A 17013-nucleotide genomic window follows, 5' to 3' on the forward strand; every position below is an offset into this window, starting at 1 on the left:
AATCAACTTTAAGATAATAAATTTTCGTTAATTCCACTTTCACAGGGTAAGGAAACGGCTCAGGCGTCAGGTCTTACTTTAGTTAAAAGATTCTCAGCCCCTAATCACAATATTGAGTTCCTATCATTCGGCGATTTAACCACCTTTTTTAAACTGTCTGAAAACAATAAGAGCCCCGCTGCCATCATGATAACATCTTTTATTACCAAACGGCCTGCTCCCGACAGATAAGGAAATCCATATTGAGGAGTAGGAAAATCTCCGCCAAGGTCAGGAACATAGGCTTCTGAAGTGGTGACTAGAAATGACAGAGTCACCAAGGACATCAGAAAGGTGAGGCCACCTCCCAAAGCTCCTGTTTTGGGAAACCAGATACCAAGCAGTACTAAGCTTCCAATGATTACAATCATTGTTCCCAAGCCATATGAAAATACATAAGTTCCGTTCTGCATATGCCATTCTATATTTTTCTGTACCGTTTTCCCTTCCGGGTTTTTATATAAAGTATATTCGGAAACCTGTTTCTGATCTTCATTAGGAACTTTATTTCCCGCATTTTTATAGAAAAAACTCATGAGGGGACTGTTCGCAACAAACGGAACAATACCGTCGGCCTCGTAATGGAATGCCTTAAGTCCGCCAATCCAGGCCATCACGATGAATATTGAAATTCTCAGAAAATTGAAAGAATAAACGTCCAGCTTTAATAAATACGCGAATAATCTGCTGTTCTGCATATGATTTACTTTTTCTTACAAAAGTATTCAGATACAAACCTCCCGGGAATAGATATTTGAGGACATTACATGGACATTTTTGCCACTATGGAAATCCCTACCTTCTCTCTGTACTTTTTGGGAGAACATCCCACCGATTTTTTGAAATACCTGCTGAAGTAGAATTCATCACTGAATCCCAGCTCTGAAGCAATTTCTTTAACAGACCGATACGTCAGGTGAAGAAGCTTTTTGGATTCCAGAATAATTCTTTCATTAATAAGCTGGCTGGGTGTTTTAGCAAATTCTTTTTTAACCGCTTTGCTTAAAGTATTATTGGTAATATTAAGTTGGTCACTGTAAAATGAAAGTTCTTTTTCATGTTTAAAAGAAGATTCCAGCAGTTTTTGAAATGCCGCAGCATTTTTGTTAGGAAGCTTTTCATTGGAAACATACCCGTTACTGACTGTATTTTTCTGTTTACTTCCTATGGCAAGAATAAGCTGTATATAGGTCTTAATAATTGATTTTGAAAACTTATGATTTTCAGAATTTTCTTTTTTTATATGGTTAAAAAGTTCAAGAATATATTCGTAGCTCTCTTTGATCAGTTCTATCCCCGGATTCAGATAAATAGTATTGAAAAGAAGCCCATTGCAGGCCACTTCTTCTTTATGATACTCTATGCAGTAGTAATCCCCATGAAAGAAAAGCACAGAAACCTCTTCATCGGACTCTGATGCCAGTTTCAGCTTTTGGTAAGGTGAAAGAAATAAAATGGTATAGCCTTTATATGGGTAATTGATATCATCTACAGAGTAGACTCCATCACCTTTCCATACAACAACAGTATAATTTTCAGTGGAAAATTTTGCAGGGAAAACGGAGGTATGATAGGTCTGTATTTCTACTTCCATAATTAAAAGAGGACAATTATCTGTTTAAGGATGGTAAAAGATAAGTATAAACTTCGGAAAAAATAAAGTTTCTAAATGTAAATGATCCCAATATTTTTTACAATGATCTATTTATGACAATCTTGTTTGTGATTTTTATGTCAATTTCGTGACTTTTGTGCAATTGGTGTTTTTTAAACGCAAAGGTTTAATAGCCACATGTATATTTTAGGGGAGCAAAGATGGAATCAACTTTGTTGATCCTTTTTAAGCTGGCGTTTAGATATTCTTTATGATCTTTTTGTTTATGGAAAAAATAAAAGCCGGAAAATTCCGGCTTTTACTGATGTATTTTAATCTCTGTTTTACAATCCGATTACCGGCATTGATAACATTAAGATATTTTCGTTTTCTTCAAGACCATCAAGGGGCTCAATGATACCCGGTCTGTTTGGCTGAGACATTTTCATCGTTACATCATCAGAACCAAGAATTGTCAGCATTTCAGTTAAAAACTTAGAACTGAATCCGATATTGATATCTTCACCGTTGTAGTCACAAGGAATCTGCATATCTGCTTTGTTTGCATACTCTGTATCTTCTGCATGAAGATGAAGGATGTTTCCCGAAAGCTTAAATCTTACCTGGTTGGTGGATTTATTAGACATAATAGATGCTCTTTTGATAGCTCCAAGCAAAAGGTTTCTGTTGATCGTCAATACATTTGGATTTTCTTTTGGAATTACCGCGGTATAGTTTGGATATTTTCCGTCGATCAGTCTGCAGATCCAGATATGTTTATCAAAAGTAAACTTGGCCATATTCTCATTGAAGTCGATTTTAACGTCTTCATTAGAGCTTGCCAGGATATTTTTGAAAATGTTCAAAGGTTTTTTAGGCATGATGAATTCCATAGGTTCGGCATTCATCAGGTCTGTTCTTTTATAAACAACCAATCTGTGAGAATCTGTAGAAACGAAATTCGTTTCATTTTCTCCAAACTGGAAAAGAACTCCCGTCATTACCGGACGAAGAGAATCATTACTTGTTGCAAAAAGTGTATTGGTAAGGGCTTCAGATAATACTCCCGCTGGCATTGTTACATTTTGAGAAGCATCAAATTCCGGCAATTCAGGATAATCATCCGCATTGTCTAATGCTACTGCAAAGTTGTCTTTTTCATCTAAAATCTCAAGCTGGCTTCCGGTTCCTTCAGCATTGTCCTTCACGGCAAATGTTAAAGGCTGTTCGCCATAGGTCTTGATAAAATCCTGAAAAATTTTAGCAGGAACAGCAAATTTACCTGTATCATCAGACTTTACGTCTAAAGAAGTAACAAGAGTTGTCTCGCCATCAGATGCTGTAATGGTAACATTATTTCCGTCTAGTTCAAAAAGATAATTTTCTAAAATAGGTCTCGATTGAGAGCTTGATATTACGCCACTTACAGTTTGCAAAGCCTTCTGCAGTTCACCACTTGAAATAATAAATTTCATAGATTTAAAAATAAGTTTCTACAAATATAATAAATAGATATAACAAAGAAAAAAATAATCTCTAGGAGTTTTTAACAAACATCAACAATCTGTTTCCAGAGCTGACATTATACCTGATTTCTGCTGCCTTTATTTCCGCTTCAAAAGCACAAGCTGTAGTCCCCTACATTATTTAAAAACATCACTATTAACGGGAAAACTCACATTATACAAATTATTTCTTCCTATCGCTACTATCTTCTCTCAAATATAACAGATTATCTGCAACAATCAAAATACAAAACCTATCTTTGTTAAAAAAGTAACCACTCATGCAAAAGCTTCCTATTCATAAAAGTTTTCTGAATGCTTTCCATGGAGTCTTTTTAATGATCAAAACGGAGAGGAATTTTCAGATTGAACTGCTGGCCTTTTTTGCCAACTTATTTTTCACCTTTTATTTACACCTGTCCGCCACCGATGCAGCCATTGTTATTTTTCTTTCATTTGCTGTTTTAAGTGCTGAAATTTTCAATACCGCCATTGAAAGGATCTGTGATATCATCCAACCTGATTTTGATCAAAGAATAGGCTTTATTAAAGATATTGCTGCCGGGGCTGTTCTATTGCTGGCTATAGCTTCTGTAATTGTTGGGGTTCTTGTTTACTGGAAGTATATTTTTTAGCTAGGTTAAGAGAAAGAAGTATGTTTTTTATAAATGTGCAACTCTCCTACTTTACCGCAATAAAAATATCCACTTCTGCATCTGAAGGATTCTGTGCTTTTTCTCTATACACCTCAAAATCAACAGTAAAAACTCTCCCCAGATCCATTTCCCAGATTTTTAGCCATTGATTGATGACCAGATCTTTTGTAAGATCTCCCTTTGCTGTAAATTTCACATAATTTCCCCCGTTAAAAGAATACCCCACCATTCCGTCAGGAATATGATCGAGATTTTTCACCTTACATCCAAGAACTGTGGTATAAGGTTTTGTATGATCTTTTTCGTAATCTGTGTAGATTGCATAAACCGTAGTATCCATTTTATCCGGAATGGCATCCGGGATACTTTCTTTCATAAACTTTTCCCATAGTACCCCGATATCTGCCGCTGCCTGATTATTTTCATTAGTTGTTCTTACCGCAATACCGATAACCTGGCAAGGTTCTGTTTTTACATTGTTCATTCTTCAATATTTTATTGCGATCAAAGATAACCTTGGATCGTGACAACAGTATGTCAACAGGGGTTTTCGGGGTTGGATTTTTATGTTTTGGCTAAAGCCAATTGAAATGGGCAATTAAAAAAACAGGCTGAAGCCGTTTCTATTGATATTGATGCCGTATCAATTGTATTTTATTATTTTCCCACATAAATAAATCCTTTCTTGCCTGATCTGAAAACGGTTTCAATTCTTTTATAATCATCCACTTCATATTCATCAGCCTGAAGAATTTCTTCTTCTGTAACTTTAAAAAGGATACCTTCCACGTGGTCTTCTTCATTTCCGGAAAGGGTTAAAACAGGGTGGAATTTCTCTCCGCTTTTACGTACTACTTCAGGATCTGTAATTTTAATCATCCCCAGTATGTATCCGGAAAGAACATCTTCTTCTCCCTGTAAAATCCGTCCGAATGTTTCAAGCTGTACCCGCTCTTTCTGCAGGGTTCCGTAAGAAAATAAATGAGGCATTATAAGTATTTTTCAATGATTGGTATGGCTATTTCAGCCATCATTCCGTAGCCTTTCTCATTAGGATGAACTCCGTCTGCAGAAAGCAGGACCTCTTTATCATCTAATAACGCTGCATAAAAATCAATATACCCCAAAGAGTATGCTGTTGCAATATCTTTAAGGATTTCGTTATAGGCACTCACTTCCTCATTAGACCTTAGTTTCCCGGAGCTTACCTTTACCCCATCTATATTTTTGGAAATGGGAAGAATGCTTACCAGGTAAATATCTTTGGAAAACTGTTTTGCAAGCTGAACAGCTTCTATGATATTATTTTTAAATTTTTCAGGCTCTACGACCTGTACTCCTTCTTTTATGGCAAGGTCATTAGCTCCGTAACTTAAGAAAACCAGGTTTCCATCTGCTGAATTTCTGGCACTTAATTCTACAGGCATTCGCTTCAATAAACCTTCTGTGGTTTCGCCGCCGATTCCCAAATTGAATAAAATCAGTTCATCACCATTTCCTTCGTGGAATTTTTGCAGGGCATATCGCTTTAAAATATCTACCCAGCCTCCAAAAACACCATCATATTCTCCATATGTTATACTGTCCCCAAAGAACAGTCCATATACTATTTTCTTCATTCAGTTAATTCTTTTTGATTTTTGATTTTGCTTCTTATTACAGCTTTTCAAATATTTTTCAAAGTAAGATAAAATCTGCTGAATGAGCTTAATCTGCGGGAGATTTTTATAAAATTATATTGAAGAAGTTTTTTAACCATTAAGATTTTAAGTGGTTAAGGGAATAGCTGAAGTTATCTATTAAGTGACGCTATAAATTCATCTTTGATGAACCTTAGCTTGCCTTAAAATTATTTTCTTAATGGTTTACATTTCTTTATTTTTTGACGCAAAGGTTTTATTATGATTCTTTAGATTTCAGGGAGCTAAGAGGAAGCAACAAGTTGATTGGATGAAGCTACCGTGAAAATACTGAAAACAACGAATCATTACTTATAACCTCCACTCATTACTCATTACTCATTACTCATTACTCATTTATAACTCTTAACTCTTAACTCTTAACTCTTAACTCATAATTCATCAATCTAACCTTAATCTAATATCCCCATGCGACTCTATAATTTCCACCAGAATTTCAAACAAGGTTTGTCCTTTTCCTTCTGTTAAGTCCTTTAGCTTTTCCTGGGCGAGTTCTATATTGAAAGGTTTTCCCTGTCTGATTTTATTTTCATAAAATTCCTGAGTTGCTTCCAGGCCCAGGTCTTCTCTTGATTTTTCCGATTCTTTCCAGACGATTTCTATTTCTTCCTTATATTCAAATACGCCAAAACCACCATGCAGGACATCATTAAAACCGTCGAGTGTACCTACTTTCCAATCGGCATCTCTCATCAGAATACCTGAGACCTCCTCATAGAATCCTGCTAAAGACGAAAAATGACCGCCATTGATGACGATCATTTTTCTTGTATTGTTATTTGAAGTATTCAACACCGTTTTTGAATATATTGTGATAATTCGCAGTGGGTATGTTTTTCATGAGGCCGTCTGTAAAACGTTCCGGGTGTCCCATTCTTCCGTAGATCTTTCCACATGGGCTGGTAACTCCTTCAATTCCAAATAATGAATTATTAGGGTTAAATGGCATACCATGGGCGATGTTTCCATCAAAATCTATGTACTGGGTTGCTACCTGTCCGTTTTCATAAAGCTTTTTGATTTCTTCTTCTGAAGCCATGAAACGGCCTTCTCCGTGAGAAATAGGAATGGTAAAGATCTGATCTTTCATTCCTTTTAACCATGGGCTTTCATCATTCACTACTTTTACAGTTACCATCTGAGAAATATGTCTTCTGATGGCATTGTGAGCCAATGTCGGAGAATTTTCATCCAGATCCTTGATTCTTCCGTATGGTAACAATCCTGATTTAACCAAAGCCTGGAATCCGTTACAGATTCCGATGATCATTCCATCTCTGTCTAATAACTCGTGAACTGCATTTTTCATTTTCTCGTTTTTCAGAACGTTTACGATGAATTTTGCAGAACCGTCCGGTTCGTCACCTGCGGAGAAGCCTCCTGAGAACGCTAAAATCTGAGATGTTCTTATTTCTTCTACCCAGGCATCAATGCTTTCTTCCAGCAGCTGATGGTTGATATTGATCAGCGGTAAACTGTTCACAACAGCCCCTTCTTTCTGGAATGCATTCAGCGTGTCATACTCACAGTTGGTTCCAGGGAACACTGGAGCAAACACTTTCGGCTGTGCAATTCCGTGTTTTTTAATGATGATATTTCTTGGGTTGACTGAGTTTGATTTCTCATCTATTTCAACCGTTATTTTTTCTTTTTCTATAGTCGGGAAAAGGTTTTCGAAAGTATTTGTATAAACGGACACAAGATTCAGGATGTCAGATTCAAGACTATTAATCTTTACCATTCCGGAATCTTTTACTTCTCCGATCAATTGAAGAGTTGCTGAGCTTAGCTCTTCCTTTGCTTCAATGATCAGGCTACCGATATTTTTTGCTAATAAAGCTTTTTCATCAGCATTAATTTCAGCACCCAATCTGTTTCCAAAGCTCATTTTTGCTAAGGCTACTGCAATACCACCTTCTTTCACTGTTTTCACAGAAACAATTTTTCCGGCTTTGATATTTTCAAAAATAAATTCAAAAGCTTCTTTTAAGCTGTTATAGTCCGGAAGACCACTTTCCTGCGGAATATGGTTGAAGAAGTACAGTTTATTTCCTGCATTTTTCAATTCAGGAGAGATGATATTCTGTTTTTCCCCGTTAGCACAAGCAAAAGAGATCAATGTAGGCGGAACATTCAGATCCTGATAGGTTCCACTCATAGAATCTTTCCCTCCGATGGCTGCTAAACCAAGGTTGATCTGAGCGTCATAAGCTCCCAACAGGGAAGCTAAAGGTTTCCCCCACTTTTCAGGGCTTTGTCCTAATTTTTCAAAATATTCCTGGAAACTAAGTCTGATATTCTTATAATCTCCACCCATAGCCACAATCTTTGCAACACTTTCTACTACAGCATAAGATGCTCCCAATAATGAGTTTTGTTTTGAAATTCCAGCATCGAATCCCCAGCTTGCCAAAGAAACGGTTTTAATATCTTTTGCTCCCAGAATCGGCAGCGTCTGAACACTTCCTTCCATTAAAGTCTGCTGATATTTTCCTCCTAAAGGCATCGCTACGGTAGTTCCTCCTATTGAAGAATCAAACATTTCCAGTAATCCTTTCTGAGAGGCTACGTTTTTATCTTTTAGGATATTCAGGAAGTTCTCTTCTGTGAAAGCCTTAGTTTCTTCTTTTACTTCTTCAAGGTGGTTAATTTTTACCTCCTGAGATTTTGAACATCCGTTGGTATCAAGGAATTCTCTTGAAAGGTCAACAATTTTATCTCCTTTCCAGAACATCTGCATTCTCCCTGAATCGGTTACTTTTGCCACTTCTACAGCAACAATATTCTCTGCTTCACAGAATGTAATGAACTGTTCTTTATCTTTTGGATCCACTACAACGGCCATTCTTTCCTGAGATTCGGAAATGGCAAGTTCTGTTCCGTTTAATCCTTCATATTTTAATGGTAATACATCCAGGTTTACTTCTAAAGAGTCTGCAATTTCACCGATAGCCACGGAAACTCCTCCTGCTCCAAAGTCATTTGATTTTTTGATCAGCTTTGTTACTTCCTGGTTTCTGAATAATCTCTGGATTTTACGTTCTTCAACGGCATTTCCTTTCTGAACTTCAGAACTCATGGTGTGAATAGAGGTTTCATCCTGTTCTTTTGAACTTCCACTCGCTCCCCCAACACCGTCACGACCTGTTGCACCTCCTAAAATGATGATAGAATCTCCATTGGCAGGTTTTTCACGTCTTACCCAGTCTACAGGAACGGCTCCGGTAACGAAACCAACCTCCATTCTTTTTGCTTTATAGCCTTCATCATAAATTTCAGAAACCATGGTAGTTGCTAAACCAATCTGGTTCCCATACGATGAATATCCGTTGGCAGCCTGTTTTGTAATTGTTTTTTGAGGCAATTTCCCCGGTAAGGTTTTATCTACCGGTTCCAATACGTCTGCAGCTCCCGTTAACCTCATCGCCTGGAATACATATGATCTTCCGGACAATGGGTCCCTGATTGCTCCTCCCAGACATGTAGAAGCTCCTCCAAAAGGCTCAATCTCTGTTGGGTGGTTGTGGGTTTCATTTTTAAACAGTAAATACCACGGTTCTTTTTTACCGTCGTATTCGGCTTCAATCTGGATGGTACATGCATTAATCTCATCCGAGATTACGAGGTTATCCAGGTTACCTGTTTTATGGAAATATTTACCGCATACTGTTGCCAGATCCATTAAAGAGATTGGCTTCAGCTCACGGCCTAAGAATTTTCTTTTTTCGATATAGTCATTGAAAATAGTTTCCAATGTATGTTTGAACTGGCCTTCAAACTGAATGTCTGACAATTCTGTTTCAAACGTAGTGTGACGGCAGTGGTCACTCCAATAGGTGTCTAAAACTTTCAGTTCGGTTTCTGTAGGGTTTCTCTGTTCTGTTTTAAAATAATCCTGAATAAATTTCAAGTCATCCAATCCCAGTGCAAAACCATGGTTGTTATAGAAATCCTCCAGCTCAGCATCATTGAAATTGATAAAATTTTCGTGAATTAAAACTTTTGACGGGAGTTCATCTGCAGGGATATTCAGTATAGACAGGTCTTTTTCCTGAGATTCTACTTTATTGATCAAAAGTTCTTTGATCTTCACCAGATCAGCTTCTGAAACTCCTTCAAACTCGATCAGTTTACCACTTCTTACTTTTGACTTTTCATTTTCCGTCAATAATGCAATACACTGTTGTGCAGAATCTGCTCTCTGATCATACTGGCCCGGTAAAAATTCCATTCCAAAATGAATCGATTTTGCAGGGTTTTCTGTGTGTAAAATATCAGTAACAGGGTCTACAAAAGTATTATTCACTACTTTTTCAAATTCTCCGTTATTCAAGTTGAAAATATCATACACATTGTACACTTTCACGCTTTGAACCGCCGGAACAACCGCTTTTACTTCATCAAAAATTTTTGGACTTTCCACATCGAAAATTCCTCTCTTTTCTACGAAAATTCTTTTGTTATTAGACATTAGATGCCAGATTTTAATATTAGATTTATTTTTCTTTTTACTTTTTCAGAACCAACGCTATGATTCTTTATATCTTACAGCTTCAATAACAGGCTATTGTATTTTGACCCGTCTGTATTGGAAGCATTTTTAGGGGCTGCAAGCCACCCGCTATTATTAATTACAAATTTAAAGGAATAATCTTTTCCTTTTTCAAAATTGGATTGGGGAACTTCCAATTCGAAGCGGTTATTTTCTTTTTTTATGAGCTTAAAATTTTTATCCTCAGATCTCCAGTCATTAAAACTTCCTGCTACAGAAACGGTATTAATGAGTTTTGCGTCTAAATTTTTAGGGTGGATATAAGAAAAAACAACCTTATTTCCTTTCAGGTAATATCCATATATTTCTTTTTTATCGGATGTAGAAATGAGATCATCTGCTAATCCTGACGCAGCAGTTTGAAGTGCATCTCCTGTATTCATACCACTGATGTTTACAATCATACAAATCCCTAAATTAAGCTCGGGATACACTGTAAACCATGTTTGTGTACCATATGCCCCACCATGCTTGCTTCCTACTTTTCCTTTTTCTGATATGTAATAATTATCCCAAAAATACCCAGACCAGCTTCCTTTGCTGTTATTGATATTCCGTTGAGATTCCTGGGCTATTTTATTTTCTGAATTCAGCTCTTCCTGTAAAAATTTCACCATATCTCCCATTGTCGATTTGGTTTTTGAACCTCCGGAACCCCATAAAAGGCTAATGGAAGAAGGCATCAAACGACCGCTGGTATGATATCCATTTGCTGCTACTTCTCCTTTATCAAGGTCCAATTTGGTGTGATTCATCCCGAGTTTTGAAAAGATATTTTCTTTCAGAAGGCTTTCATAGTTTTTTCCATAGATATTTTCCAGGATCAGCCCTGTAAGTTCTAAGCTTAAATTGCTGTATCCGTATTTAACTCCGGGAAGGGTATCCGGTTTTACGGTAGCCAGATCTTTCTTAAACTGTTCTTTTGTATAGTTTTCGTTCAGTTTATTGTATAGGAAAGGAGTTTCATCAGTCATATTTTTCCTCAGCGCATCATCATTGGGCAGCGTTCTTGGTAATGCTGTTTTATAGGAAATAAGATCTTTAATTGTAATGGGAGTTCCTTTATATTCCAAATTCGGATAAGAGCCTTTCAGATACTTACGGATATCATCATCCAGCGTAATCTTTTTATCCAGCACAGCTTTTGCCAATAACTGACCTGTGAAAAGTTTGGTAACCGATGCTATTTCAAAATAGGTATTGTCATCCGCTTTATTTCCTTTCCCTTTATCGAGTTCCCCAAAATGTCTGGTGTATACTTTACCGTCTTTCACTACTCCCACAGATACGGAATAGGCTCCTGAACTTTTGGCAAGCTTTTCAGCATTGGCATCCATTATTGAGTATATTCTCTTTTCGCTTTGTGAATAAGCTTTCACAAATACTAAGGCCAATACAAGTATCAATACATTTTTCATGGGAATGATTCTATTCGTTAATGAGTTTATTCGGATTATCGGGGTGTTCTTTCTGAAATTCTTCTGCGCTTTTTATTTCTGCTTTCAACCAGTTTTCAAAAGGAATCTTCTTTTCATTAAAATCCTCTATCCCATAAAATGCTTTTCCATCTTCTGAGACCAGGAACTTGAAACGATAAAGCATATCCAAGTCCTTCTTTCTGTGATTATAGGTATTTACCTGATAATAGGGAAAGTTTTCTTTTGGTCTTTCTACAATTTCAAAAAACAGATTCTTTTCATTTTCAGACAGTTTATTGTAAAAATTCACATAATAAAGATCTGAAAGTTTTTTCTTCTGCTTTTCAAAAAACTGAAGGATATTCTTCTCTTTTTCATTGTATTGAAATGGGTTCGGATAATATTTCCCATCTATTTCAACATCCTGGGCTGTTGGGTTTGCCAATGACTGAACGGTTTGTCCTTTGATATTCATCACCCCCCATTTACCTCCTACAATGGACCTGTGTTCGTCATTTGTTTTTTCCCAATCGCAGCCGTCACAAAATGCAGCGTATCCGTAATTAAAAGGTGATACAAAATCATGCTCAGCTTCAATAATGATCTTACCGTTACGGTCTGCAAATCCTACTTTACCATTTTTAACCAATCTTCTTAGTCCCTCAGAGAAATAATCCGCTCCATTGTCATAAAGGAAAGGCTTGTAAAGGAATGTACCATTTCTGTCATATACATTTCCCCATGCATTTTTCTCCGGTTTTTCACCTTCTTTATTCCCATCAAAAAAAATGGTTTCTCCTTCTACGGGATCTCCATCTTTAAGGTAGGAAAAGACTTTGAACTGTGCAGGAACGATTATTCTCCCTGCTTTATCTTTCACTCCAACCAGGGAATCTTTGGATTTAAAATATCGTAAGACTTCCTTTTCCTGAGAAAAAGTAATCATGGGTATCAGTAAAATGGTCAGTAGTAGTTTTTTCATATAATGGCAGGAAAAAAATATGCAGCCCGAAAGGCTGCACACTGTTTTATACTTTAAGATCGGCCTCCAATCCTATTAAGTCTTTATTTTGGTCCAGAATCGGCTGAACTTCATTCTGAACGAATTCTACCGTCTGAATCGGTGCAAAACCGACAAAGTTCTTAGGATCTAAAACTTCTTTTAATTTTGATTTATCTAATTTTAAAGAATCATCATTTAAGATTCTTTCAATAAGGTCATTTTCTTTTCCTTCTTCTTTTACTTTCTTCGAAGCTTCCATAGAATGAACTCTGATTACCTCATGGATCTCCTGACGGTCACCCCCGGCTTTCACTTCTTCCATGATAATATATTCTGTTGCCATGAAAGGAAGTTCTTCTTCGATATGCTTATTGATTCTGTTTGGATAGACTACGATTCCGTTCATAATATTGTTCCAGATCAGTAAAATAGCATCTACAGCTAAGAACGCCTGTGGAATGGTTAATCTCTTATTTGCAGAATCATCCAGTGTTCTTTCAAACCATTGTGTAGAAGCTACCATGGCAGAACTTGTCGTTAAAGACATTACATACTTTGACAAGGCTCCGATTCTTTCGCTTCTCATCGGGTTACGTTTGTATGCCATTGCTGATGAACCGATTTGGCTTTTCTCGAATGGTTCTTCAATTTCCTTAAGATTCTGAAGTAAACGTAAGTCATTAGTGAATTTATGGGCCGACTGAGCAATGTTACCTAATAAAGCCACCACTTTAGCATCAATTTTTCTGTCATAGGTCTGTCCTGAAACACCAAAAACTTTCTCAAAACCGAATCTTTTTGAAAGTTCTTTATCTAAGTGTTTTACTTTGGAATAATCACCGTTGAATAATTCAAGGAAACTGGCAGCCGTTCCTGTAGTTCCTTTTACCCCTCTGAAACGAAGTGTTTCAAGGAAGAAATCAAGTTCTTCAATATCAAGAACCAAACTCTGTAACCAAAGGGTTGCTCTTTTTCCAACTGTCGTCAACTGAGCCGGCTGAAAATGCGTGAATCCTAATGTTGGAAGGTCTTTATACTGAATAGCAAAGTCTGCTAAGTTTTTCATGACGTTCACTAACTTTTTCTTTAGGATCAAAAGTCCGTCACGGATCTGAATTAAGTCTGTATTATCTCCTACAAAAGCTGAAGTAGCTCCCAAATGGATAATTCCCTTTGCTGAAGGCGCCACATCTCCATAGGTGTGAACGTGAGCCATTACATCATGACGGAATTTCTTTTCGTATTCTGCTGCTTTATCATAATCGATATTTTCAGCATTCGCTTTCAACTCTGCAATCTGCTCGTCTGTAATCTCAAGACCAAGGTCTTTTTCAATCTCAGCTAAAGCGATCCAAAGCTTTCTCCAGGTACGGAATTTATTGTTATGTGAGAAATTAAACAACATTTCTTCACTGGAATAGCGCTCTTCCAATGGATTTTTGTAGGAATTCATTCTTTCTTTTACTTTTAGATGTACAAAAATACGGTTTTTCAGTGAGAGATAAAAATCCTGTTTTTATGATTTTTAAACCATATTCCGAATCAGATAAAGGATTTCATTTATACTTTTGCTTTGAAGCAAAAGTATACAAAAATTCAAGACGGGAATCATCCGCTAAAAATTTGATTGTACTCCTAAAATTTCCAAACTCGCATGGATCATACGATTCTGCTTCGGTTTTATATTATAACCCATGCTCAGACAGTGGAAATTTTTTAACGGATTACCTTCAAATTTTCTTAACGCTCCTGGTTCTTAAGTCGATTAGTGGATAGGATACAAAATAGGCTGTCCATTTCTGAGACAGCCCCGTTCTTTACCTTATTTTCATGAATCAAATTAATCAATAAGTCCACATGGTGATCCTACTGAGATACATTTTTTCACAAATGAACACCAAAAGTATCCTGGCAGACACATAGGTATTCCTCCCTGAACTGTTTTCAATTCTCTTTTTGAAAGTTTTCTTAGATTTTTCATAGTCTTAATTTTTGATTTTTCTCCTACTCTATATGCTTTTCGGATTACGCTTTAATTTCGTACTCCCAATATACATATTTTTCAAATATAAAAACATAATCCATTCATTTCATATTATTTACAAATTAAAATTCGCTTGGTGACATTATTTATACTTTACCTTGAAACCGAAGCTTGAGTGATTAAACTCGTCAACCTTTTTTTAGAGCTAGCCAATTTGCGGGAGAGCAGGATATTCTAAAACAGCACATTTCCATTCTTATCAATTTCAGCTTCCAAATATCCAATAATTTGATCCCAATTTTGACCTAGATAAAACATTCCACAATATTGATCACCTGAAATATTTACGAACCTTGAGTTATTATCCAAACAATTTTCCAGACTTGAAACTAAGATTTCTATTTGTTGTGCTAATTCATAATTCTCATTTCTTTTAGCTGAATAGTTTCTGATCTTATATATTCCGATCAGATTTTCCCTTTCAAAATTATTACTGGTACTTATTTTAATTGTATAGTTTTTAATATCATCAGGAAACTTTCGTTCTTTTTTAATTAAAGTAAAAACCTCTTCAGTGGCTACCATTGGCTCTATAGTTTATTATTTGATAAACTTCCCAGGTTAGAATACAATTAATCACTTTAGAATGTAAAAACCTCACTTTTCGTGAGGCTTTGTTATAGCAGCTCAAAGTTATAAACTTTGCGCAATTAAATATCAAATGCTCTTGTATCTTATAGCTTTGGGTTAATAAATTGCAGCTTTTTTGTATTAGTTTTTAGGACTAGACATCCGGTGTAGTCCTGATTTTTTGTAGGTATTACCTTAAGTGCTCTTTTTTTTAAGAATTTTATTTTGATCGTAATTATTATATACAACTATACTACCCTTCTGGATATTTCCATAAAAACATCCGAAACTATGATTGGTACCAGAAAGCCTATTGAAGCATTGAATTCAGTCCGTCATATTTAACAAGTCCACCATCCGTTGAGATTATACCAGAATGAAACATATTGTCCATTAGCTACAAAATATAAAAAAGAATTATTACCACAATTCCTTTACGCAAAACCATTTTCAAAATTCAATATCCAAGTTTAGTAAATTTAACATAATATCTGTCTACAACAATAGAATTAATTCTACGTTTTTACAAACAAAATCGCACGCTTTTTATTTTAACAGATTGTTTAGAGCCTTTATCTTTGCTAAGAAATATTATCTGTTCCCTTGCAATAATATTTTTATCAGATTCTAAAGACACAAAAATATACAAAGATTTAACAAGAATGATGGAAGAAAAGCTAATACCATTAAAATATGTTGACAATAGAATTTTATCTTTCCCAAAACAATCTACTTAGAAGAATTTATCAGGCTGCTGCTATGAAAACTGATTTTAGTCCTCCCAAAATTTCGCATTCAAAACACGATTAAGAATAGTCTGTGATCATTTTATATCCCAAAAAGTCTCTGTGAATATTTATTTTAAGAAATACAAAAAAAGCAATGTAAAATCTTATGCATTGAAATGAGAATTGCAGAATTTGTCATAAAATTAAATCATTTATAAAATTTCACACTTTTACCCTGTATTATGCAATACCAAATTGCATTTTCCAAAAATATTGCCCAAAAACTATAATGTTAAGACAATACAATTTCTGACTAAAACTATAATTATTCTAACCTAAATTTTACATCATGAAAAAAATCTTACTCTCTATTGTGATGCTTACCATCATTAATAGCAATATTATTTACGCCCAGACAGGAAATGTGGGTATTAACACACCTATGCCAGCAAATACACTGACGGTCAACGGTAATACTTCTATAGGTACTGCGTACATTAATACTCCCGCACCTGCAAATGGGGCCATTATTGAAGGAAATGTGGGAATAGGCACTGCTTCTCCTACTGCAAAATTAGATATTAGCGGTAATATCAGAATAGCAGATGGAACTCAGGGTGATGGAAAAATTCTTACATCTGATGCCAACGGAATTGCGAGCTGGCAACCGGCTCCAGGCTCCACCATTAGTGGAGCCAACAACCTTTCTCAAGATTTTACTTTTATAACTCTTCCTACAGCAGAATTTATACCAGATACCCCGCTAACCTTAAATAAGGGAGTATATACTCTTTATTACTATGTACAGTTCGATTATTACAAGGCAGGCAGTACTACTGACTACAGAGTATTAGACCCAGCTGATTTAGCAGGTACTTTTCCAAGATGGATTTACTTTGATTTTATTACCAGCTCGGGCTTTGCTGAATTCCCAAGCTATGGCGGAAGTAATTATGGCCCTCATGTAATTCCTATTATCAGTACTTTTCAGGTAGCAGCTAAAGTTAGCCAGGTTGCTATCGTTCACCAGGATAATACGGTAATACGCCCAAGGTTTCATGGTTTTGCTGCTTATGGAAGAATATCCAATCTAGGCCCGATTCTTGCGGTAAAAATGTAATGATCAATATAATAAATAATATAAACTCCTGGCTGTAGTCGGGAGTTTTATGCTTCTCCAATATTTGGAAAGAAGAATTCAAAG

General features: G+C 36.0%; 15 protein-coding genes. 2 read left to right on the forward strand and 13 right to left on the reverse strand.

What is annotated here, in order from left to right:
- Window positions 1-104: 104 nt before the first annotated feature.
- The 3 genes from MP477_RS03675 to dnaN form a co-directional block, all read right to left on the reverse strand.
- On the reverse strand, window positions 105-737 hold the full coding sequence (locus tag MP477_RS03675) for a YkgB family protein (RefSeq protein ID WP_257189185.1): 633 nt from the start codon (window positions 735-737) through the stop codon (window positions 105-107).
- Between the two features lie 65 nt (window positions 738-802).
- Complete coding sequence (locus tag MP477_RS03680) at window positions 803-1633, reverse strand: AraC family transcriptional regulator (protein WP_257189186.1); 831 nt, start codon at window positions 1631-1633, stop codon at window positions 803-805.
- Window positions 1634-1977: 344 nt separating this feature from the next.
- Window positions 1978-3108, reverse strand: a complete 1131-nt coding sequence (gene dnaN / locus MP477_RS03685; protein WP_230041237.1) for a DNA polymerase III subunit beta — start codon at window positions 3106-3108, stop codon at window positions 1978-1980.
- Window positions 3109-3419: 311 nt separating this feature from the next.
- On the opposite strand from dnaN, the gene MP477_RS03690 reads away from it, so the two are divergent.
- Window positions 3420-3773 carry a diacylglycerol kinase family protein gene (locus MP477_RS03690; RefSeq protein WP_257189187.1) on the forward strand — a complete coding sequence of 118 codons (354 nt, stop codon included), beginning with the start codon at window positions 3420-3422 and terminating at the stop codon, window positions 3771-3773.
- 46 nt (window positions 3774-3819) lie between these two features.
- On the opposite strand, the gene MP477_RS03695 is transcribed toward MP477_RS03690, so the two are convergent.
- The 10 genes from MP477_RS03695 to MP477_RS03740 form a co-directional block, all read right to left on the reverse strand.
- Entirely contained in the window at window positions 3820-4278 is a 459-nt protein-coding gene (locus MP477_RS03695) for a GyrI-like domain-containing protein (protein WP_257189188.1), read from the reverse strand.
- A 173-nt stretch (window positions 4279-4451) separates the two neighbouring features.
- Window positions 4452-4784 (reverse strand): gamma-glutamylcyclotransferase family protein, encoded by a 333-nt coding sequence (locus tag MP477_RS03700; RefSeq protein WP_257189189.1) that lies wholly within the window; start codon window positions 4782-4784, stop codon window positions 4452-4454.
- The gene (locus MP477_RS03705) at window positions 4784-5413 is read right to left on the reverse strand and encodes a GDSL-type esterase/lipase family protein (RefSeq protein WP_257189190.1); all 630 of its coding nucleotides are present in this window, start codon (window positions 5411-5413) and stop codon (window positions 4784-4786) included. Before MP477_RS03705 ends, MP477_RS03700 begins: the two co-directional genes overlap by 1 nt.
- 462 nt (window positions 5414-5875) lie before the next feature.
- On the reverse strand, window positions 5876-6289 hold the full coding sequence (locus tag MP477_RS03710) for a ribonuclease inhibitor (protein WP_257189191.1): 414 nt from the start codon (window positions 6287-6289) through the stop codon (window positions 5876-5878).
- A complete protein-coding gene (locus tag MP477_RS03715; protein WP_257189192.1) occupies window positions 6270-9965 on the reverse strand; it encodes a phosphoribosylformylglycinamidine synthase in 3696 nt (1231 codons plus the stop codon). The genes MP477_RS03710 and MP477_RS03715 overlap by 20 nt, the downstream gene beginning before the upstream one ends.
- Before the next feature lie 74 nt (window positions 9966-10039).
- Complete coding sequence (locus tag MP477_RS03720) at window positions 10040-11464, reverse strand: serine hydrolase (protein WP_257189193.1); 1425 nt, start codon at window positions 11462-11464, stop codon at window positions 10040-10042.
- Window positions 11465-11474: 10 nt separating this feature from the next.
- Window positions 11475-12446 (reverse strand): WG repeat-containing protein, encoded by a 972-nt coding sequence (locus MP477_RS03725; protein WP_257189194.1) that lies wholly within the window; start codon window positions 12444-12446, stop codon window positions 11475-11477.
- Window positions 12447-12492: 46 nt separating this feature from the next.
- Window positions 12493-13920, reverse strand: coding sequence for an adenylosuccinate lyase (gene purB / locus MP477_RS03730; RefSeq protein WP_257189195.1), 1428 nt, complete (start codon window positions 13918-13920; stop codon window positions 12493-12495).
- A 387-nt stretch (window positions 13921-14307) separates the two neighbouring features.
- The gene (locus MP477_RS03735) at window positions 14308-14448 is read right to left on the reverse strand and encodes a hypothetical protein (protein WP_153816321.1); all 141 of its coding nucleotides are present in this window, start codon (window positions 14446-14448) and stop codon (window positions 14308-14310) included.
- 237 nt (window positions 14449-14685) lie between these two features.
- Window positions 14686-15036: an enoyl-CoA hydratase gene (locus tag MP477_RS03740; RefSeq protein ID WP_257189196.1), complete on the reverse strand. Its 351-nt coding sequence runs from the start codon at window positions 15034-15036 to the stop codon at window positions 14686-14688.
- Window positions 15037-16158: 1122 nt separating this feature from the next.
- Between MP477_RS03740 and MP477_RS03745 the strand changes: the two genes are divergently transcribed.
- Window positions 16159-16929, forward strand: a complete 771-nt coding sequence (locus tag MP477_RS03745) for a hypothetical protein (protein WP_257189197.1) — start codon at window positions 16159-16161, stop codon at window positions 16927-16929.
- The last annotated feature ends 84 nt before the right edge of the window (window positions 16930-17013 follow it).

The organism is Chryseobacterium sp. WG23, from assembly GCF_024586575.1.
Lineage (GTDB): Bacteria > Bacteroidota > Bacteroidia > Flavobacteriales > Weeksellaceae > Chryseobacterium.